Genomic DNA, 20,284 nt, shown 5'->3' with positions numbered 1-20,284 from the left:
AACCGAAGTCGGTATCGACCTGCCAGCTCCATTCACGCCAACCGGCGTCTTATCATCGAATGTCATTAGCTCTAAGTTTTTGCTCATGTTTATCATCCTCCAATGGATTTGTAGGCAATGCGACAACCTTCTCATTCGACTTGATAATCCGTGCAGGAACACCAGCCACTACCGAGTTATCAGGTACGTCTTTCGTGACGACGCTGTTCGCGCCAATAGCCACATTGTTCCCGATCTTCACGGGGCCGATTACCTTCGCACCAGCGCCGATATACACGTTATTGCCGATGGTCGGCACGCCTTTTGAAGTATTACCAATGGTGACGCCTTGGCTGATTAGCACATGCTCACCGATCACCGCTGCTGGATTAACAAAGATGCAGCTGAAATGACCGATATAAAAGCCCTTGCCAACCCGTGTGTAATAGGGCACATCAATGCCGAATTTGTAAGAGTAGTGTTTGAGAATGAAGCGAGTAATGAGGTATAGCGGGATGAAGAAAAGCATCGGCTTCTTGTGTCTGAGGAACGCGCACAGGCGCAAAAAGAAAATGTATTTAAAGCCTGGGGAGAATAAAAACACTTTAGCGAAAGTGTTCTTTCGCTCCTCGATCCGCTTATACATCGCGCAATCCTCTTTAATCACCGCGATAAATTCTTTCATTTAGATTCTCCTTAAATGGACAGGCTTAAAGGGATGCGTAAGCATCCCCATTGCCGCTAATTTGCCGCCACTCTGTTATCCCAACCTCTTGTACACGTTAAGCGTGGACTGGCAAATATCGTCCCAGTTGTATTTTTGTATGACGTATTCCCTGGTCTTGGCTCTGCTGGATTGTACAACGTCCGGGTGGTCAAGCAAATACCGCAGCTTGTTTGCCAGATCTGCCGTATTGGACGCCGCGAAGGTAGCACCGAGTTTTCCGACAATGTTGGCGTTCTCCGCAATGTCGCTGGTCAGGCAATAGTTCTCGTAGCTCATCGCTTCCAGCAAGCTGATGGGGAGACCTTCAATATCGGAAGGAAGCACATACAAGTAACAATTGCTGTACAGTTCTTTCAGCTCATCTCCCGTTACGAATCCGGTGAAAACGATATCATCGCGGTCTGCTGCCAACCGTCTGAGACTTTCGGCATACTCATCGCTATGACTCGATCCCCCGGCAATAACGAGCTTCTTGCCCGGAGGCAGCGACTTGAACGCTTCGATTAAATAATGCGCTCCCTTCTCGGGGACAAGGCGAGCTAGGAAAAGCACATAGCTGTCTTTGTCCAGCCCGTATTTATTGAGGATAATGTCTGGCGAAAGGTTTGTCGGCTTCTCGACGCCGTTAGGAATGTAGTTAATTTCACGCGTGTATTTGTTTTTGTAATAATCGACCAAGGCGTCAGATACGGTAATGGTCTCATGCGAGAACTTCGCTGTGGCGTATTCACCGAATTTCAAGTAGGTAGTTGCGAGCTTGCCCCATTTGGCCCGCTGCCAATCCAGCCCGTGAACGGTGCACACGACTTTTTTGCCGAACAGCCGCGGAATGAACGATAAGGTGGATGGTCCTAATGCGTGATAGTGAAAAATATCGCATTTGGCAAATAACGCATGAATGGTCGAAGAAAGTGTGTGCGAGATGGCGTCTAGATGCTTGGACTTGATCGAACTCGTCTTTTGCACTCGCAAACTTTGAATCGGTTCGCCGTTCAGAGCGTCGCTGTAGCCTTCCCGGCAATACACGATCAAATCGCATCCTTGGCCGGCCAGCCGTTTCGCCAGCTCCTCGACATGCACTTCGATTCCCCCAGCGCGGGACGGAATGCCTTTCTGTCCGATCATTGCAACTTTCATGCTCCCGCCTCCTTCACTTTACGCAGCACACTCTCATACACGGTCATTAACTCGGCGTAGTACCGATCAATGGAGAACTTCTGAACTTTCACGACGCAGCGCCGGGTGTATTCCGTGAGCACGTCCCGGTTGTCGTACAGATAACGAATGCTATCGACCAACTGCCCCACGTCGCCAGGCGAGAACAGCAAGCCGTCGATTCGATCGTCGACCAACTCCGGGATACCGCCAATATTGGCGCCGATTACCGGCGTGCCGTACATTTGCGATTCCAGCACGGACATCGGGCAATTCTCGTACCATTCCGATGGATAAATCGTGAACAGCGCACCTTTAATCAAGTCGTTTAGTTCGTCCCCCGTGCGAAAGCCGACGTATTCAATGTTGGGTACTTCGGCCACTTCCTTCTCCAGATCCCCTTCGCCCGCCACGACCAGCTTCAGATGCGGCAACCGCTTCATCGCTTCCATGAGCGTCCGAATTCCTTTTTGCACGGAGAGCCGACCGAAATAAAGGATGTAGTCGCCCTTTACCGTTGCTCCGGTCGGCGCCGGCTGATCGATAAAGTTTGAGATGACTTTAATACGGCTGGCCGACTCTCCGAATTCGACAAACTTATTATGTAGAAACCGACTCGGTGCAATGAACATGTCAATCGCATCGTCGTAAGACTTGAGCTTGTGATGCAAGTAGCCTTCAAACGCGGCCAGCATGCTTTTTATTTTGGAGTCATGTAAACAGTTGTTCGTCACGCAACTGAAATATTTGCGGCCTTTGCAATCTTCGCAAATGCGTGCCTCATGCTCGAGGTACAACATGTGGTTCGGACATACGAGTTGAAAGTCATGCAGCGTCATGACAACGGGTATGTTATGCTTCTTGATTTCATACAAGATCGAAGGCGTTAGCTGAAAGTTGATATTGTTTAGGTGAATGATATCCGGCTTGAACTCTTCAATGACCTGCCTGATTTTTTTCTTGGCTTCAAATGAATAGATAATGCGAAAAGGATAGCTGATTTTATTAATCGACATTTTCTTGAACTCTACGTTGGAAACGTTAAGCCCGAGCGCATTGCCCTTCACGTTGCGAGCATGATCCATGCCGAAAAACTGCACCTCATGCCCCTGCTTCACTAAGTGGTCCGATAGCTTGAAGCAATACGTCTCGCTGCCGCCGAACCAGTAGAGAAACTTGTTGACTTGCAAAATTTTCAACTGATTTTCCTCCCTATTTCGTCAACTTGCGATTAAGTTTGCTGAATCGAAGTAACATTGCGAGCAGGTAATTTTAGTTTGTTGCCCATCATATTGTTATTCTCCACAGGGTAGAAGGTGCCAATGCCGTTATTCGGATAGAAGGTCATTTCTCCGAAATAAAGTTTGCCATCAAAATTATAGAAATCGATCCTTACAAAATGGAATCCTTCAGCCAGCGCTGCAGCATAGCTTAGCATTTCATCCAAATGCTGCGGTTTAGGCACTTCTTCTGAAGAGTTATTTTTAATAAACTGTAAGTCCATCTGAGTCCAATCGACGTTGTAGTAATTCCTCCGATGGTCTCCAAAACGATCCAGGTCGATTTGGATAATTTCCGGTTTACCATGAAAACATAAAATCTTGTAATCGTCTGGCGGACGACCATGATCATCGAGGTACTCTTCTAGGATGATTAATGGTTTTATATTTTTGTAGGCCCACTCTCTGCCATAATGATAATGATTGGTTCTCATATAATCCTTGATTCGAGAGAAGGCTTTATTAAAATCCATTTGGGTCTTGTCTCGACATAATATATTTTGTCCGCTGCCGTGATTAACCTTAATAACGAAGGAATTCGGTAGCACCAATAGATCAATATCCTCTACTTTTTCGTATACGCCATAAAGCTTATTCAAAATTCCTTTACCGATCTTCTCTTCAACATAGCTCCGGACCTCATATTTATCCGCACACTTCGTCATTAGAGGATTTCGATCATACAGCTTCATCCATTGAATTTTTTCATTAAATGTTTGAGGATTATTCAGATCGATTTTTTTGCCCATTTGCTTTCTGTATTGCATTTTGATATAGGGCTCATCAGGCACTAAATTGGAAATTGAATTCCTTGTGTTTCGTGCTGCTTTAAACGCGTTGTATAAGATCGGACTCCTCTTCACGAATTCTTTAATCGTCAATTCATTTCACCTCCAAATAAAAAACCCGTCTTCGATGAAGACGAGTTCTTTCATGATCGTTATAAGCTTTCAAGTGCATGATGAATCTTTCCAACCCAATTTCGATAATCGAATTTTTTCTCGGCACATTCCCTTGACCTAACAGATAACTCTGCCACCTCTCTTTGCGTCATCGACAACGCTTGATTTATTTTGTCCAAACACAGGTCGATCTCGCAGCCGTCAAAGATCAGGCTGTTCACGTTATCCTCCAGATAATATTTGGTATAATCACCCACGCGAGATACAATCGGTATTACACCATAGCACATGACTTCCGGAACTTTGCTTGGGAAGTTCGCCAGCGTCATTTGGTTCTCTTCTCTTGCCAGGATTAAGAAATGCATAGCCTGATATAGCGTTATAAGTTCTTTGTACTGCATCCATTGGTGTATGACGAGTACACTTTTAAGACTCTCATATTCTTGTAAAGTCAATATTGCTTCAATTTGCTCCAGTTTAATGCCGCATAAATGTAATTCCACCCGCCTCTTGTCATCAGAAGCAAGCCGGCTAAAGCTCTTAAGAATAACTTCAATTGCATCCTTCATCATCCCGTTACCCGGAAAAACGAATTTGATTTTATCAAATGACTTCGTGCCGACCGGATGTTCCTGCACATCTGCCATAATCGGCAAGCACATCGTCTTACAGTCCTTCTTCGTCAAATGGTTTTCAATATAAGTTGAGATGGGAAAGAGTAAGTCATGTCGAGGTAAAAAACGATCAAAATATGCGTTATTCGCCTTCCATTCACGTCTTGACTTAAATTGGCTAATAGGGAACCACTCTAAGGGGCAGCTAACGGTCTTGAATCCAATTTTCTTTTTGTAATTTAATACCTCGCGATGAACGTGTACATCTGGAGAAATTAGAATTACAATATCTTCTCTTGTAATATTGTACTGCTTCAACATATTGACGACGATATGCCCTCTCAAATAACGTTCTAAGAAGTTTAAAATTTTATTCTTCGACATGTTGAATGGAATGAGCTTAACACCGTTATATTCCAGAATGCCTTCTTGCTCCAGGAGCTTAAATTCATCATTTAAGTTTGAATTCAGGTAGACATCATAATCCGCCTCTTTCAACGCCATGGATAAATATTGCATATAATTAGCCTTGGCTGAACCGCGAGGATAATTACATAGTCCATGAAGAAACACTCTCTTCTTCATTACAGTTCCTCCAATAAATTAGCCCGTTATTTTATCAAGATAAATGACGCTCTTTGCCACTGGTAGCTTTAAAACTTGCAGCTCGTTATGATTCTGAAGCTTCCTTGATTCGCTCATCATTTCAAGCCCTCGCCCAATAAAGATAAATACCAATAATGTACTAAGATTACATCCGAATTTGAAATATACGGACAACCCGCCTAAAGCTGCCAAGAAGAAGAAGCTCATCATCCGGCATCCGATTATATAGGCTCTCTCTTCCGCAGTAAGATGATCCTTATTTATTTTTCTAAATAGACCGCTGATCACACCAAGCAAACAAAGAACGGGAAGAGCTCCATAATGAAACATCATGTAGATAAATTGGTTATCAAAGTATCTATAGTTTTCATTTCCTATATAGCTGTAGCTGGCATTATATCCTTGCCCCCATATCAAACTGGCTGGCTCTACTTGCGAGAAGAAAATTTCATACTGCCCGGATCTCGTATCTTCATTGGCGCGGTCAAATAGAGCCCCTGTGACATTAGGCAGCATATAAATAATGAGGGCAAACACGAGTACGACACTGAAAACCGCAAGTACTTTCCGACGTGCAGCCTTTTTTCCAGAACCATTGGTGGACATAGCATATAGGAGTAACACACATTGAATAACCCAGCTTCTGGAACGAATCAGAAACGCACAAATTAACAAACAAATGCCTAGCACATATTTAAAGGATCTATGGAAACGATTGTTGTCAGGCGTACCAAGCGAATAACACCAATATGCGCTTATTGCGACAGCAAACATTTCTTTGCTAGGGGAGTCTATTGTTTCCGTAGATACACCAAATTGCATAATAAAAGAAGCACAGCTCCATAAAATCAATCCGCACATGAGGACGAGGATATATGGCATCATTCTCCTGGCGCTCTCAAAAATACTCTTCTCATAACCAAGTAAATAGAAGAGAGGAACCAGAATCATATTGATCGATGCATCATCAAAAAGCATGGCTTGAAAGCTCGCTTCGTAGATTGTAAATAATGTCCATACAATAAAAACAAGCGTGCTTAAATAGATAAATAAAAGAGCCTTTCCTTTTGCGTGATTACTCCAGATGCAAACAAGCAGCAGTAGATAAATTAAACAGGTCGCCATATATGAGCATAATGTTGTAAGCGTTGAATAATGAAAGACGTACGTATATGCCTTCCAAGCGTCATTTCTAGTCCATGACCCCGTCATTCCTGGAAGGATTAAACTGATCAGCATGAGCACAACAATGCCGGTAAATAGAATTCCTTTCAAATTAATACTCATCTCGTTATGCTTCATATTAGGAACACCCTTTAACCCCGTTTATTTCATGAATAAACTTATCGATGACGATATCCACTTGATATTCTTCTTTGATCTTTTTCTTTGCCGCTCTTCCTGCATGATTGCAAAATACGGGATTCGTGATGCAGTAATGAATCGCAGAAACTAAATCACTGACATTATTGCTTTTGACCAAAATACCGTCTTTCATATGATCAATTAAATCCTTTGGGCCAGTCGGACAATCTGTCGATATACAAGGTAGCCCGACTGCCATAGCTTCCATTAATGCATTGGGCATCCCTTCATAGTTGGACGATAATACAAACAAATCTGTAGACATCAGCGCCTCACCAACGTTAGATACTCTTCCTCTAAACGTTACAGCATCCTTTACGCCCAGTTTGCCCACGAGTGCCTTCAAATTTTGCTCTTCTTCTCCTGCTCCATAAAGGCTCAATCTTAAAGATGGATTCGTTTTATGCACCATTGCAAAAGCCTCAATCAGTAGATGTTGGTTCTTCTGGGTGCTTAGCCTCCCGAATGTTGCTATTTCTTGAATATGATCTCTATTCTGATAGTTACAATCGATTAAGTCGTTGCTAACCGGATTAGGAATTACGAACGTTTTACGTTTTGCGAATCTTGGAAAGAAACCGGTTTGCTCTTCCGTTTGAAGAAATATCCCTGATGCCAATAACGCAACGATCTTTCCAATCGTTCTTATCGATTTCGAATCCGGATATAGAAACGGATTGTTTCGAACGGTTGCAACGAACGGAATATTCATCAACCTGGATGCGATAAAGAAGTGGATCACTTGATTGGGCAGAAAAGGAATGATGACATCGGGGTCCACTTCAGAGATCTTTCGTCTCATAGCTGCAAGCATCTTAGCAAAATACTTGATTCGGTTCTCGACATCAATTCGAGGCAGAAGGTGAATGGTCACTTTATCAGAGATCGGGTACTCTTCATTGACTTTTTCATAGAGGATTAAATGAACATCATATCCTCGCTCAGCAATTCCGCTTGCTAATATAGATACAACTCTCTCTGCTCCTCCGAATGAAAGAGCATTCGTTACAAATAGATACTTTTTAACAGCCATATCTCTAAATCTCCTTAGAACAAGATTTCCAGCAACTTTGCCGATATGTCCAGAGTACGTGCTGCCGCGATTTACTCAGGATGCCCTTAGTGCGTTACCATCAGCTGATTGTAACGATCCTCAGCCTTCACTCGTTTCAAATCCTCATCGACCATTATATGAACCAACTGTTTAAAATCAACACTCAGTTCCCAGCCAAGTTGTTCCTTCGCCTTCGAGCAATCGCCTAGCAATAAATCGACTTCGGCCGGCCGTACGAATGCTTCATCAATAACAACATAATCCTCATAATTAAGTCCTACATAAGAAAATGCGACTTCTAGCAATTCTTTAACGGTGTGCATTTCACCAGTAGAAATTACATAATCGTCGGGCTCATCCTGCTGGAGCATGAGCCACATCGCTCTCACGTAATCCCCTGCAAAGCCCCAATCACGCAGAGAATCAAGATTTCCCATTCTAAGCTCCGTTTGAAGTCCTAACTTAATTCTCGCAACAGCATCTGTCACTTTTCTTGTCACAAATTCAAGTCCGCGGCGAGGGGATTCATGATTGAATAAAATGCCTGAGCAAGCAAACATATTAAAGCTTTCACGATAGTTAACGGTGATCCAATGCCCATACACTTTTGCTACGCCATATGGGCTGCGTGGATAGAAAGGTGTTGTTTCCTTCTGCGGCGTTTCTACGACTTTGCCGAACATTTCACTGCTCGATGCCTGGTAGAATTTTGCACTAGGCTTGATTATTCTTACGGCCTCCAACATATTCGTTACAGACAAAGCAGTGATTTGGCCAGTTAACAAAGGTTGTGGCCATGAGGCTGCTACAAAGGATTGAGCAGCCAAGTTATAGACCTCATCCGGATCAGAAGTTTTAACTGCCTCAATTAGAGAAGCGAGGTCTGTTAGGTCTCCAGAAATCCACTTGATTTTATCTTTAATATGGATGACATTCTCGTAGTTTGGGGTACTCGTTCTTCTTCTCAGTCCATATACCTCGTAACCTTTTTCAAGCAGCAATTCCGCCAAGTAAGATCCATCTTGACCCGTAACACCTGTAATCAGAGCACGTTTCTGCATTTATATTCCTCCGCATAATCTCATATTAGTTGTTAACGAGGTATTCCTTCCGAAATGCTAAGTATGCTGACCTAATTCCGTCCTCCAAGGAGATTCTAGCTTTCCACCCTAGTGTATTAATCTTTGAAACATCGGCTAATTTCCTTGGTGTTCCATCTGGCTTTGAAGTATTGAATGCAAGCTCGCCTTGATAACCGACGATATGCTGAATGAGCTCCGCTAACTCCCGAATTGCAATATCTTCTCCCACGCCGACATTCACAATCTCACTATCCTCGTAATTTTCCATTAGGAAGATGCAGGCTTCTGCAAGATCGTCAGCATGTAGAAATTCACGTCTTGGCTGCCCAGTTCCCCATACCTCAACGTATGGGGCACCGGCTTCTTTAGCCTCATGAAATTTCCGGATAAGTGCAGGCAACACATGAGAAGTTTTCAAATCGAAGTTATCATTAGGTCCGTACATATTCGTAGGCATGACGGATATAAACTTTGTTCCGTACTGATGATTATAAGATTGGCACATCGTGATTCCGGCAATTTTGGCGACGGCGTAAGCTTTATTCGTAGGTTCAAGCTCACCGGTTAATAGATATTCTTCTTTCATGGGCTGAGGTGCAAATTTAGGATAAATACAGGTGGAGCCCAGAAACATAAGCTTCTTCACGCCGGCACGATACGCAGAATCAATCACATTCGTTTGAATGAGCAAATTATCACGTATGAAATCTGCTGGGAAATCATTATTTGCGACGATACCGCCAACTTTAGCTGCAGCCAGGAAGACATAATCAATGTGATGATGCTCAAAGAAGTCCTGAACCTGATCAAGCTTCCTTAGATCTAGTTCGGTACTAGAACGATGAATGAGATTCTTGTAACCACTTTTCTCTAATTCCCTTAGAATCGCAGAACCAACCAATCCTCTATGACCGGCAATATATATGGTTGAACTTTTATCCATAGCCGCACCTCTAATCCAATGATTTTCAAGTTAAAAGGCATCTTTCGTTCCAAGTAATACGCGTACGGTCTTAAACATGATCTTAAAATCAACATACATGCTCCGCTGCTCTATGTATGCCAGATCTAGCTCAACCATCTCTCCGAAGCTCAATTCATTTCTGCCGCTTACCTGCCAAAGGCCGGTGCAGCCCGGCATTGCTTTAAGTCTTAATTTGTCATAACTCGTATATTCCGCTACTTCACGTGGAAGAGGGGGTCTGGGACCTACAATGGACATGTCCCCTCGAATTACGTTCCATAGCTGTGGTAACTCATCGATACTGGTTCTCCTGATTAACTTTCCAATTCGTGTAATTCGCGGGTCTTCTTTCATCTTAAACATCGCCCCGCTAATCTCGTTCTGACTCAATAGCTTACCTAGCAATTCTTCCGCGTTGGAAACCATGGACCGAAACTTATACATGCGGAATGGTCTTTCGTCCTTACCAATTCGAACCTGATGAAAAAAAATAGGACCACGCGGGTCCTCCATCTTAATCATAATCGCGACGATAATGAACAGTGGCATCAAGCAGATCAGTCCAAGTGCCGCACAAACAACATCCATTGCTCGTTTCACCATTAAATACTGAGCAAGACCCCTTGATCTTTCTATGGATGGAATTGAAGCAGAAAGGTTTGTTTTGAGTACGATATCCCCGTCATTGCGATGTGTGGGTAAACTCATTCTCCCTCACCTGCTCCTATACGTTATATTTCTTTAATCGTTCATTTTCAAGCATCTCTTCAATCGCCGTTAACAGAGGTAGCCGCAGTTCTTTATTCCGCAGCGCAAAATCAAGCATTGTCGTAATAAAGCCTAGCTTCTCTCCCACGTCATAACGTTTACCGTCAAAGTCGTAGGCATAGACACCTTGAACCTCATTTAACTTCTGAATGGCATCCGTTAGTTGTATTTCTCCACCTGCACCAGCTTCTTGACTCTCTAAATACTCAAATATGTCTGGTGTTAAAATGTATCTCCCCATAATTGCCAAATTGGAGGGTGCAGTACCAAACTTTGGTTTCTCTACAAAACGATTGACTGAATAAAGCTTGCCGATAGCCTCTAAAGGGTCAACAACCCCATATCGTTCCGTCAGTTCAATTGAAATAGCTTGGACACCAATAACAGATCGCTGTACAAGCTCATACTGTGTAATAAGCTGCTTGGTACATGGCACATCAGCAACTACGATATCGTCTCCCAAGAGAACGGCGAATGGCTCATCCCCGATGAACTTACGGGCACACCAAACCGCGTGACCTAAACCTTTAGGTTCCTTCTGGCGGATGTAATGAATATCTACATTTGATGACTTGCGCACTTCTCCAAGCAGCTCTAGCTTCCCCTTCTCCATCAGGCTGGATTCCAGCTCGAAAGCAATGTCGAAGTGGTCCTCGATCGCACGCTTCCCCTTACCCGTAACGATAATGATGTCTTCGATGCCGGATGCAATGGCTTCTTCTACGATGTATTGAATTGTAGGTTTGTCGACAATGGGAAGCATTTCTTTAGGCATCGCCTTCGTAGCTGGTAAGAATCTTGTTCCTAGACCAGCGGCTGGAATAATTGCTTTTCTAACCTTCTTCATCACCATTCACCCCTATTGATTTGAATTCTGAAGTAGGAAGCTTGCTGTTAAAAAAACCAGCTATACTTTTCATTCGCATTAAAAACATAGCTCGTTTTTTTAGTAGTTACTGACTGCAATAGTAAGGGCATTAAACCCCTCCTCACATCACACCCTTGACGATGAACGTCTAAGGCTGGCAAGCCAGCCCACAGCATGATCGAGTGCCTACATGTGATAAAGGTCCAGTAGACATTACCTAAGGAATGTTTACTTGCTGCTCGCTATTTTTTTCTGCCGTAATAGTAGTAATATTGCCCTTCGTTCTTAGAGCGCTCATTATTATTGAGAACGACACCGAGTATGCGGGCCTTCACATGATCCAGGTTTGCTTTTGCTTTCTTCACAAGTTCTTTTTTCACTTTGCCTGCATGAACAACAAGTATGACACCGTCACAGTAGGAAGAGACTATAAGACTATCAGCTACTGGAAGAACAGGCGGCGTATCCAAGAGAATGACATCGAATATGCGTTTCAGATCATCCATCAGCATTTGCATACGCTGTGAGCCTAAGATCTCGGAAGGGTTAGGCGGAATAGGTCCGGAAGGGATAATGAAGAGATTGTCTATATTCGTTTCACTAATCACATCCGTAATCGGCTGATGATTGAGAAAAGCGCTTGTTAGACCAACTCGGTTTGATTGTTGAAATACTTGATGTAAGGAGGGATTGCGCAAATCTGCATCGATTAGAAGTACTTTCTTTCCTTCTTGCGCATAGGTCACTGCAAGATTCGTAAGGGTAGTTGTCTTCCCCTCTCCTACAGTTGCAGAAGCAACCATAAGCACTTGCATTTGCTGATCAATCGCTGAGAATTGAATGTTAGTACGCAGCGTACGATAAGCTTCCGAGACGGGAGACTTCGGATTAATCGCTGCAATCAGATGACGCTGCTTATTGTCTGGCTGTGACATAGGTCCCATCACCTACCTTTTTCTCGGATGCCCGCAATTTACGGGGTTTCAAATCCGACCTATTGATCTTTGTAATATAGGACAGCATTGGAAGTTCAACCGACTGGAGAACATCCTCTTCATTCTTGATCGTGTCATCGAAGTAGTCGAGCAAGAAGACGAAGCCGATAGATAACATGAGCGATACAATAAAACTCAAGACCATATAAAATATAGGGCTTCTATTAATCGGTGAGGCTTCTGCCTCGACATTCGCATCGGACAAAATGGTAACGTTATCGACCTTCATAATGGACGGGATCTCACTCTTGAATACATGAGCAACAGCATTCACGATATTGGCCGCTCGTTTATAGGAGGTATCCGTTACTTCAATATTCATGACCTGAGAATCGCTCGCCGAGCTAACCTTTAACACTGAACTAATTGCTGATGGCGATGCTTTCAATTCTGGATAGTTACTGATTACTTTGTTCAAGATGGTCGAGGAATCTATAATTTCTTTATAGGAGCTTATGAGCTTGATATTGGATTGCATCACATTCCAGTCGATCGCTCGTGTTCCGTTAACTTCAAAGGACTGACTCACAATCAATTTCGCTGACGCTTTATAAACAGGAACCGTGTACAAATAGCTCTTAACTCCCATTAATCCACAAGCGACAATAACAAAAAGCGAGATAAGGAGTAGTCTTTTTCTCACCATGCTTAGTAACTCTTTAAGTTCCACGAGCGCTACCTCCAGTTGGTTTATTTACCAAAACAACTTTCTGCGTGTACGCATAACCGGTTCCTCATAGCCAATTTCCTCGTTACGCAGCAATCGTAATCCATTCTCCTGATAACGGCGCACATCTTCTTCTCCTAATACTCGACAAACCGTTCGGTAAGCCTCCTGCAGGGCAAATGGTCTCACTTTACAATCATGGGCATCAGACGAAACAAAATGTATCATTCTACTTTTGCATAATTGAAACGCAAGCTTCTGAACCTTTCTGCCGAAGGCTCCTGTTAATGATTGCGAAGTCAACTGACACAAAGCACCTTGTTCAATGAATGAACCAAGTTTGGCAGGCGTAGTACTTATCTCTTTGTTCCGTTCGGGGTGTGCAATAACGGGAACCAAGCCTTGAATAATGAGCTCATAGATTAGAATGCCCAGATAGCTTGGTATATGATTTGGCGGAAGCTCAAGCAGTAGGTAGCGGCTGCCTGCCAGTGTCACAAGTTGGTTCTGCTCGTACTCATCAATTAATTCCGCATGAACCCGAATCTCTTGTCCTTCGCAGATTGTTACTGGAACTTCATGCTGCTTACATATCTCATTCAATCTCCAAGTTGCTTCCACAACGACGCTTCTTGGTGTTTCGTATGCGCCATCCCCATGATGCGGTGTTGCAATGATATGCGTGATCCCTTGACTTACTGCTTGACGCGCCATCTCCAGCGCTTCGTCAGTGCTTAAAGCACCATCGTCCAAACCAGGCAAAATGTGCGAATGTATCTCGATCATAGCTCTCACCTAACGTAGAAATTTGTAGCAATTTGTATAAAAATGATACGAAACGTATCCTTTGATACGTCTAACTTTACGATACAAAACGTAACATGTCAATAGTTTTTTCATCTTCAAATAAGAAAAGCTACGGCTTCGAATTTAAGATTTCATGTAAGCGTTTCATATATTTTCCACAGGTAAAATTAAACCTTAGTCCGGGGAATACCGGACTAAGGTTACCATTATCCCAACCTATTTGCTGCGAATTACAGCTCATGGTTAAGCACCCGCAGCAGCGTATCGGATTGTAATTCGCACTGACGCATTCCCTGCCACGGTTTAACTCGTTTAGTAGAAACCGACTCTGATGTTGCGAACGGAAGCCAAGACATCGCCGTTACTAATAGCGCCTCCTGTAGAGATGTCGTAAGTGATGTTGAAATCGAGATTCACTTGGAATCCTGCTTCATTGCTGTACGACAGCGGCTTATAGCAGGAATGCTGCACCCAGATTTCATTCTTGTTAGTACCTGTTACTTTGACTATTCCTGTGCTGGATGCTGTGGAATGTGTGGTACTGGATTCTGTCAGAGACATATTAATCTGTAGTCCAATGTCGCTTCGACTCATTACTTTCGATTCATACGACACATATACGAATGCCTTCCCTGTTGGGCTGTTCGTTCCAGTGAATTGCGCCATAGTCAGTGGACTTCTGTTCAAGTACCACGCGCCATTCGGAAGAGTACCCGCCGATTGTTGAGTGAAGTTGATCTGATTTCCGCTATTCACTGAACTTGTGGCAACGTTGAATGTTCCGCCTGTGTTTGAAGAAGAACTTAATGCCGCATTTGTACCGAATACAAGCGCTGTGGAAGGGAAGTTGAAGTAATCCACGTTGTTGCATATGAACTTGCTTGAGATGTCGTTTACAGGCGTATAGAACGGCGCAATAAACTGCTTATGTTTCGTCCAGTTCTTGTCATAAACGAGATATTGCATGTTGAAGTAGTTGTATGCGCACTTGTCATCTTGGACAATTCCGTACATACCGGGAGTGTTCCACGGAGGCGGGTCAAAGTTTTCAAATCGACCACCAGTCATAACGCCTGTGACATGAGCGTTCTCACAGTCCTGCAAGTTAAGCTGACCGTATAAGCCAACTATGTCCTTTTGGTTGTTGCTGTCGAAGAGCGTTCCCGCGATGCAGACGCCGTGAACCGTTCTGAGCAACATACCATCGTACACGTTCTGCTGAATCTCGCACCCTGTAAACGTGACACTGAGCGTGTTGTATACTTCAACCCCGGCTTTACCTGTCATATCTGTGCCGTTCATAAGGAACTTAATACCCACGAAGCGGAATGAACCGCCGTTGAACAAGCGAACGCCGCATGCGCCTGAACCACCAATTTGACAGTTAATCATCGCGCTGTCAGAAATATTTTCCATATAAACGCCGTAGCCACTGTTCGAGAACGTATAGAGTTTCTCGAATAGGTAATCTTCGCCACGTCCTGTGAGCTTAATCGCATTGCCCACATGCCAGATGATCAAGTTCATGCACTGGATAGAGTGGTATACCGCAGTCCGTGCAGGATCAACGTCTCCGATAGCTGTAACATTGGGGTTGTCGTTCCCAAGTATTTGGAAGTCTTTAAACGTGCTGTACCCGCCATTGACGGAGAACATATTACCTGTCATGCCCGTCTTTGGTTTGAGTATTACAGAACCTCTGCCGTCACCGTAGACCGTCGAGTAAGCAGGGACTGTTACTGTACTCATAACATAGGTTCCAGGCGGGAAGTAAGCGACCTTAGTCGCGTTCAAACATGCTTGAATGGCCGCTGTATCGTCGGTTACACCATTCCCTACTGCGCCATAACCCTTTACGTTTCCGACCACACTGCTGCCAGTAGTCACTATCGAAATATTTGCAGAACCATCGAAAGACGCTGAACCTGCTACGCTACCAGTCATCGAAATCGTGCGGGCTATAGCAAGTTTCGCTGCTTTATCCACTGTTCCATCATTGTTGGTGTCATACGTGGACCTCAACATATCGCCGCCGCCCGTTGTCGTGATGGTAACATTAGAGGAACCATCGAATGCGGCCGAACCGTTTATAGTCCCCGATAGAGTAATGTTGCGAGCTGTAGCGAGTTTTTCCGACTTGTCAACAATGCCGTCATTGTTGGTGTCATAGATAGGTCCGCTCGCTGCGGCGTTCCAAGTCGCTTTCTCGGTATCAGTCACAAAGCGGTGCGTGGTATCTTCCGTTATCATTGTCGCTGGATGTGTGGCTGGATGCGTATAGTTGTTCGCTCCAGTTGCAACTCCATCTAATTTTGCTTTGTCCGAAGCATTCATAAGCCCCTTCGCGTTTGGTGTAACTGTCGGTATAGCCGCGTTAATCGTGACATTTGCGGAACCATCAAATATAGTCGTACCTGTAACATCACCATTAATTGCGATCGTCCTTGCCGTTTGCAGTTTCTCTGCCTGATCGATAATGCCATCATTATCCGTGTCATAAAAAGAACGCTGCATATCACCTTTAGCGTTCCACGTAGTTTTCTCTGAATCCGATACGAAGCGATGCCCTGCATCATCAGTTATCATCGTAGCCGGGTGCGTTGCAGGATGCACATAATTGGTTGCTCCCGTCGCAATGCCATCTAATTTCACTTTGTCCAATGCGGTCATTAGCCCTTTCGCGTTTGGTGAAGCTGTAGGTATAGCCGCGTTGATGGCGACATTAGCGGAGCCGTCAAAGGTCGTCGTACCTGTAACATCACCGTTGATCGCGATCGTCCTTGCCGTTTGCAGTTTCTCTGCTTGATCGACGATGCCGTCAGTATTCGTATCATAAACGGAGCGCTGCATATCACCCTTAGCATTCCATATCGCTTTCTCCGAATCTGATACGAAGCGATGTCCAGCATCATCGGTAATCATTGCAGCTGGATGTGTTGCAGGATGTGTGTAATTGGTGGCACCCGTTGCAACCCCATCCAACTTTGTTTTATCCGCAGCACTTAATAGCCCCTTCACAGTTGGAGTTGCGGTGGGAATGGTCGACTGGATTGAAATGTTCGCGGAGCCGTCAAAAGCTGCGCTTCCTGTCGCATCACCTGTTAACGAAATCGTTCTAGCAACTTGCAGCTTGGCCGCTTGATCGACAATACCGTCATTATTCAGATCGTATACCGATTTAAGCATGTCCCCGTCTTCAGTTGGCGGAGCAATATTGTTTGAAAGTCGCAGATAAGCGGCATTCTCGGGTGTCCCCGGCGTTCCTGCAGCTACATAGACATTTGAGAATTGTTCCATCGCAACCGTCAACAAATCGACGTCGTTATTCTCTGACATAAGCGGTTGCAGATAAGCTGGAATAATGCCATCCATAAATACATCGAATTGTTTCAATCCTTCGTCCGGAAGTGTGGGTCCCGCATATATTTGAGTAACCCCCATTTTATCTACCTCCAACATTATATGAAAATATGAATCTATCAAATTATCGTATGCTAGATTACAGGTATCTGTGTCTGGTTGGTTCCACCTATCTCGCAAAGCTTCGATGCTCATAAAAAAGGAATGACTCTCTGAGTAATCTCAGAGAGTCATTCCTTTTTAGATTGTGGCAAACAGACTACTTCAATTCACTTTTAGCGGGATTGTGGTCTGTGTCTTCTCATTCGTTTTTTTATCGTTTGAACGCTTCATTTCTAAGCCTATTCCAATTCGCCCTATGACGTAGCTACCCCATGGAAAGCGGTTAAGAAGGACTATTGCACCTATTGAACCCCCTAATACGACAGCAAAGGTAATGATTGCGCCAATTATACTGTTGTGAAACGTAATAAAATGATCAAATATAGAAAGCACTAACGGATGGACTAAATAGATGCCAAAAGAATATTGGCTTATTTTCACGATAAAGGATGGTATTGTTCTTAATTTAGATGCGACGATTAGCAGCATGAGCACGGTGCTAATTGTAAAAAATATCATATCAAAGCGCTTGGAGGTTATAACAGGAATAATACCTCGTTCATAAAGATAGTTCGAAGCTATACCTGACAGAAGGACTAACGCGTAGATGTAATATCGATATTGGTTCAATCTTTTTAGATAAGCACTATAATTTTTACCCAAATAATAAGCAGCCACGAAATAGAATATCCATCCGAGAAACGGCATCCTGTAAAACCGAAGCCAAATAAATTCCCCAATTGAATTATCAGGAGCACTTACTAAGTTAAAGAAAGCCAAATAAAGAATGTTCACCATACCGGCTATAATTAATATCCATTGCGGACGGAAACGATTGAAAACATGCCGAACAAAAAATATATGCAGAAGATAGAATTGGAAAATAATAATAACAAAATAAGCTGGAGTTTCACCAAGAAATAAACTATAAAAAAATTGAATGACTATACTAGAGGCTCCCCGTTCTCCATCTGAAGAGAACATGGTCTGCAAATAATAAATAATTACAAAACATATATAAGGTATTGCAATATAACGAAGTCTTTTTTTCAAGAATCCATTAGGAGTATGAGATGGATAGGCATTTGCCAAAACAATCTCGGAAATTAGGATAAATGCAGGTGTACCAAATGTAAGAAGCAACCTTAATCTACCGACCCAACCATCGTCGCCGTCGTAGACCTGAGAAAAGGTGTGTAAAAATACGATGCTTAAACATGCGACCGCACGAAGCAGAAACACTTCTTTTAAAGTAGCCCTTGCCATTACTTCAGATCCCCTCCAAACACTTTTTTAGAGTCCTTACCGTTACTTCATATCTGCCTCCGTACTTGCAACACCGGTGTATACGAATTGTATCAAATCAACTTGATGATGTAAACAACAGGATAGAATAGCTAACATGTAGATTTTGTAGAAAAGTGGCCAAAACCGTCTGATTCTTACAGGTTTACGAATCTTTTAAAATCTAATTGACGAGACACAAATCGTGTCATAGAATAGATTTAGATACAATACGTATCAAAAAAAATAACTATTGGAGGTTGTTTCGACATGGTCAGATCAACACGAAGTATTCGTAAGGTCTCTTTCTTGTTTCTCGTTTTCTGTACGGCTTTTGCGCTGCTGCTTCCGTTTCAAGCATCGGCAAAGGCGATTAAACCTGGAAAGTTTACGTTTGCACAAGACCATCTCAAAGTTAAGGAGAACGCTGAAACGATTACAATTACCGTTCGCCGTATTTCCGGCAAAGACGGCGAAGTTAGTGTCGATTACTGCAACTGCAGCTATTCAGCTGCTGCCGGAATCGACTTCATCCATGTTTCCGGTACGCTCGTATTCCGCGATGGTGAAACAGAGAAATCCTTCACGGTTCCAATCATCGACGACAAAATTAAAGAATCCAAAGAAGCTTTCCTGATTCGCCTGAAAAACCCAACTGGTGGTGCAACGTTGGATCCACATTATTCAGACTATGTAGAAATTATCGATAACGATTAACTTCTTGGTGCAGAGACGGCTATGCTCAATTAAATGGGCTGAGTCGTCAACCCACTACTTCCCTAAATTGAAAGGAGATTAATATGTTTAAGAACCATTTTATCGTGCTGCTCTCATTATTGATTGCCTTGACTACCGGGACAGTGGCTTCTGCACAAAGCAACAATACAGCCGTTAGCAGCAATCCCTCATTCATCTTGTCACTGGATGAAGAGCTAAATACAGGTGAATTCACACTGAAGCTCTCCTCGCCGATTACGATCAAACAACTTGAGGCAAACTTTTCGATACCGAATAAGAAAATTACTTGGTATACGGAATATTACGGAGGCACCAACAAGTACTATTATGGAGTAATGAAGAACGTCGCAAGAGGTTCGAGTTATAAGGTTAAACTAGGAGGTTCCCTTGTTCTCGGAAAAAAAACAGATGCAAACTTGCTATGGAGCAAAGATTACATATTCGGAGAGTTGGGCTTCTACCCGGAGATCGGAAAATTCGCAATAACGACATACACGAAAGTCAGTGTTGATCAATTGAAGAACCATATCAAAGCAAACGGCGTATCCGTAATTGTTGGACCAGGTCCTGAAAATGACGGAATGAATTGGATTCTAACAGTACCGGATGCAAAGTCTGATGTGAACTATGTGATCAGCTTCTCTAAGCCGGTTGTTTTATCAGACACTAAATATATGTGGAAATTAGCCCCAGTTACTATAACTGATAGTTTATTGGATAAACAAGGAAGCAGCGTTACATTAAAACTGACTATGGAAGAGGATCGCGAGCTCACACTGGAGGATTTCATTGTTACAGCTGAACGGAACGGAAGTCGGTTCGAGCTGCAGCATGTGACGTATAAAGACGGTGTTATTACTTTTTCCCCGGTGACGGATTTGGCAGCGACTGACTATTTTAAAATAATAATAGCTGGAGCAAAGGGGCACAAAGTATATGGCTACACTCAGGTAAGATTCCAATAAGA

At 43.4% G+C, this 20,284-nt stretch carries 18 protein-coding genes; 2 read left to right on the top strand and 16 right to left on the bottom strand.

Going from position 1 to position 20,284, the window contains the following annotated elements; genetic code table 11:
* Window positions 1-52: 52 nt before the first annotated feature.
* The 16 genes from BMY11_RS21305 to BMY11_RS21230 all read right to left on the bottom strand — a co-directional run bounded on the left by BMY11_RS21305 (window position 53) and on the right by BMY11_RS21230 (window position 18,561).
* Window positions 53-664, bottom strand: coding sequence for a serine O-acetyltransferase (locus BMY11_RS21305; RefSeq protein ID WP_256217680.1), 612 nt, complete (start codon window positions 662-664; stop codon window positions 53-55).
* A 75-nt stretch (window positions 665-739) separates the two neighbouring features.
* Window positions 740-1,843, bottom strand: a complete 1,104-nt coding sequence (locus BMY11_RS21300; RefSeq protein WP_090581007.1) for a glycosyltransferase family 4 protein — start codon at window positions 1,841-1,843, stop codon at window positions 740-742.
* Window positions 1,840-3,060, bottom strand: coding sequence for a glycosyltransferase family 4 protein (locus BMY11_RS21295; RefSeq protein WP_090581004.1), 1,221 nt, complete (start codon window positions 3,058-3,060; stop codon window positions 1,840-1,842). The genes BMY11_RS21300 and BMY11_RS21295 overlap by 4 nt, the downstream gene beginning before the upstream one ends.
* A 32-nt stretch (window positions 3,061-3,092) precedes the next feature.
* A complete protein-coding gene (locus BMY11_RS21290; RefSeq protein ID WP_090581000.1) occupies window positions 3,093-4,022 on the bottom strand; it encodes an ATP-grasp fold amidoligase family protein in 930 nt (309 codons plus the stop codon).
* Window positions 4,023-4,081: 59 nt separating this feature from the next.
* Entirely contained in the window at window positions 4,082-5,242 is a 1,161-nt protein-coding gene (locus BMY11_RS21285) for a glycosyltransferase (RefSeq protein WP_090580997.1), read from the bottom strand.
* Window positions 5,243-5,260: 18 nt separating this feature from the next.
* A complete protein-coding gene (locus BMY11_RS21280; RefSeq protein WP_090580995.1) occupies window positions 5,261-6,565 on the bottom strand; it encodes a hypothetical protein in 1,305 nt (434 codons plus the stop codon).
* Window position 6,566: 1 nt separating this feature from the next.
* The gene (locus BMY11_RS21275) at window positions 6,567-7,661 is read right to left on the bottom strand and encodes a glycosyltransferase (RefSeq protein ID WP_090580992.1); all 1,095 of its coding nucleotides are present in this window, start codon (window positions 7,659-7,661) and stop codon (window positions 6,567-6,569) included.
* An 86-nt stretch (window positions 7,662-7,747) separates the two neighbouring features.
* Window positions 7,748-8,743 carry a GDP-mannose 4,6-dehydratase gene (gmd, locus tag BMY11_RS21270; RefSeq protein WP_090580989.1) on the bottom strand — a complete coding sequence of 332 codons (996 nt, stop codon included), beginning with the start codon at window positions 8,741-8,743 and terminating at the stop codon, window positions 7,748-7,750.
* A 25-nt stretch (window positions 8,744-8,768) separates the two neighbouring features.
* On the bottom strand, window positions 8,769-9,707 hold the full coding sequence (locus BMY11_RS21265) for a GDP-L-fucose synthase family protein (protein WP_090580986.1): 939 nt from the start codon (window positions 9,705-9,707) through the stop codon (window positions 8,769-8,771).
* A gap of 30 nt (window positions 9,708-9,737) precedes the next feature.
* Entirely contained in the window at window positions 9,738-10,436 is a 699-nt protein-coding gene (locus tag BMY11_RS21260; RefSeq protein WP_090580983.1) for a sugar transferase, read from the bottom strand.
* Between the two features lie 16 nt (window positions 10,437-10,452).
* Complete coding sequence (galU, locus tag BMY11_RS21255; protein ID WP_090580980.1) at window positions 10,453-11,343, bottom strand: UTP--glucose-1-phosphate uridylyltransferase GalU; 891 nt, start codon at window positions 11,341-11,343, stop codon at window positions 10,453-10,455.
* A gap of 263 nt (window positions 11,344-11,606) precedes the next feature.
* Window positions 11,607-12,299 (bottom strand): CpsD/CapB family tyrosine-protein kinase, encoded by a 693-nt coding sequence (locus BMY11_RS21250; protein WP_090580977.1) that lies wholly within the window; start codon window positions 12,297-12,299, stop codon window positions 11,607-11,609.
* Window positions 12,280-13,029 carry a YveK family protein gene (locus BMY11_RS21245; RefSeq protein ID WP_090580974.1) on the bottom strand — a complete coding sequence of 250 codons (750 nt, stop codon included), beginning with the start codon at window positions 13,027-13,029 and terminating at the stop codon, window positions 12,280-12,282. The genes BMY11_RS21250 and BMY11_RS21245 overlap by 20 nt, the downstream gene beginning before the upstream one ends.
* 24 nt (window positions 13,030-13,053) lie before the next feature.
* Window positions 13,054-13,812, bottom strand: coding sequence for a tyrosine-protein phosphatase (locus BMY11_RS21240; protein WP_090580971.1), 759 nt, complete (start codon window positions 13,810-13,812; stop codon window positions 13,054-13,056).
* Window positions 13,813-14,145: 333 nt separating this feature from the next.
* A complete protein-coding gene (locus BMY11_RS21235; protein ID WP_143069322.1) occupies window positions 14,146-17,274 on the bottom strand; it encodes a right-handed parallel beta-helix repeat-containing protein in 3,129 nt (1,042 codons plus the stop codon).
* A 183-nt stretch (window positions 17,275-17,457) separates the two neighbouring features.
* Window positions 17,458-18,561, bottom strand: a complete 1,104-nt coding sequence (locus BMY11_RS21230) for an acyltransferase family protein (RefSeq protein WP_090580965.1) — start codon at window positions 18,559-18,561, stop codon at window positions 17,458-17,460.
* Between the two features lie 288 nt (window positions 18,562-18,849).
* Here BMY11_RS21230 and BMY11_RS21225 point away from each other — a divergent pair, with 288 nt between their 5' ends.
* Window positions 18,850-19,296 (top strand): Calx-beta domain-containing protein, encoded by a 447-nt coding sequence (locus BMY11_RS21225; protein WP_090580963.1) that lies wholly within the window; start codon window positions 18,850-18,852, stop codon window positions 19,294-19,296.
* 83 nt (window positions 19,297-19,379) lie between these two features.
* On the top strand, window positions 19,380-20,282 hold the full coding sequence (locus BMY11_RS21220) for a hypothetical protein (protein WP_090580960.1): 903 nt from the start codon (window positions 19,380-19,382) through the stop codon (window positions 20,280-20,282).
* Window positions 20,283-20,284 lie beyond the last annotated feature (2 nt).

The organism is Paenibacillus sp. OV219, from assembly GCF_900110075.1.
Lineage (GTDB): Bacteria > Bacillota > Bacilli > Paenibacillales > Paenibacillaceae > Paenibacillus_Z.
The sequence above is the reverse complement of the archived record's forward strand: the minus strand, read 5'-3'. Positions and strand labels throughout refer to the sequence as shown.

Bases quoted from the DNA above. Each gene is read 5' to 3' on its own strand.
- BMY11_RS21220 (WP_090580960.1), top strand. From the start codon at position 19,380: ATGTTTAAGAACCATTTTATCGTGCTGCTCTCATTATTGATTGCCTTG.
- BMY11_RS21280 (WP_090580995.1), bottom strand. From the start codon at position 6,565: ATGAAGCATAACGAGATGAGTATTAATTTGAAAGGAATTCTATTTACC.
- BMY11_RS21300 (WP_090581007.1), bottom strand. From the start codon at position 1,843: ATGAAAGTTGCAATGATCGGACAGAAAGGCATTCCGTCCCGCGCTGGG.
- BMY11_RS21265 (WP_090580986.1), bottom strand. From the start codon at position 9,707: ATGGATAAAAGTTCAACCATATATATTGCCGGTCATAGAGGATTGGTT.
- BMY11_RS21230 (WP_090580965.1), bottom strand. From the start codon at position 18,561: ATGGCAAGGGCTACTTTAAAAGAAGTGTTTCTGCTTCGTGCGGTCGCA.
- gmd (WP_090580989.1), bottom strand. From the start codon at position 8,743: ATGCAGAAACGTGCTCTGATTACAGGTGTTACGGGTCAAGATGGATCT.
- BMY11_RS21305 (WP_256217680.1), bottom strand. From the start codon at position 664: ATGAAAGAATTTATCGCGGTGATTAAAGAGGATTGCGCGATGTATAAG.
- BMY11_RS21225 (WP_090580963.1), top strand. From the start codon at position 18,850: ATGGTCAGATCAACACGAAGTATTCGTAAGGTCTCTTTCTTGTTTCTC.
- BMY11_RS21275 (WP_090580992.1), bottom strand. From the start codon at position 7,661: ATGGCTGTTAAAAAGTATCTATTTGTAACGAATGCTCTTTCATTCGGA.
- BMY11_RS21235 (WP_143069322.1), bottom strand. From the start codon at position 17,274: ATGGGGGTTACTCAAATATATGCGGGACCCACACTTCCGGACGAAGGA.
- BMY11_RS21285 (WP_090580997.1), bottom strand. From the start codon at position 5,242: ATGAAGAAGAGAGTGTTTCTTCATGGACTATGTAATTATCCTCGCGGT.
- BMY11_RS21240 (WP_090580971.1), bottom strand. From the start codon at position 13,812: ATGATCGAGATACATTCGCACATTTTGCCTGGTTTGGACGATGGTGCT.
- BMY11_RS21260 (WP_090580983.1), bottom strand. From the start codon at position 10,436: ATGAGTTTACCCACACATCGCAATGACGGGGATATCGTACTCAAAACA.
- galU (WP_090580980.1), bottom strand. From the start codon at position 11,343: ATGAAGAAGGTTAGAAAAGCAATTATTCCAGCCGCTGGTCTAGGAACA.
- BMY11_RS21250 (WP_090580977.1), bottom strand. From the start codon at position 12,299: ATGTCACAGCCAGACAATAAGCAGCGTCATCTGATTGCAGCGATTAAT.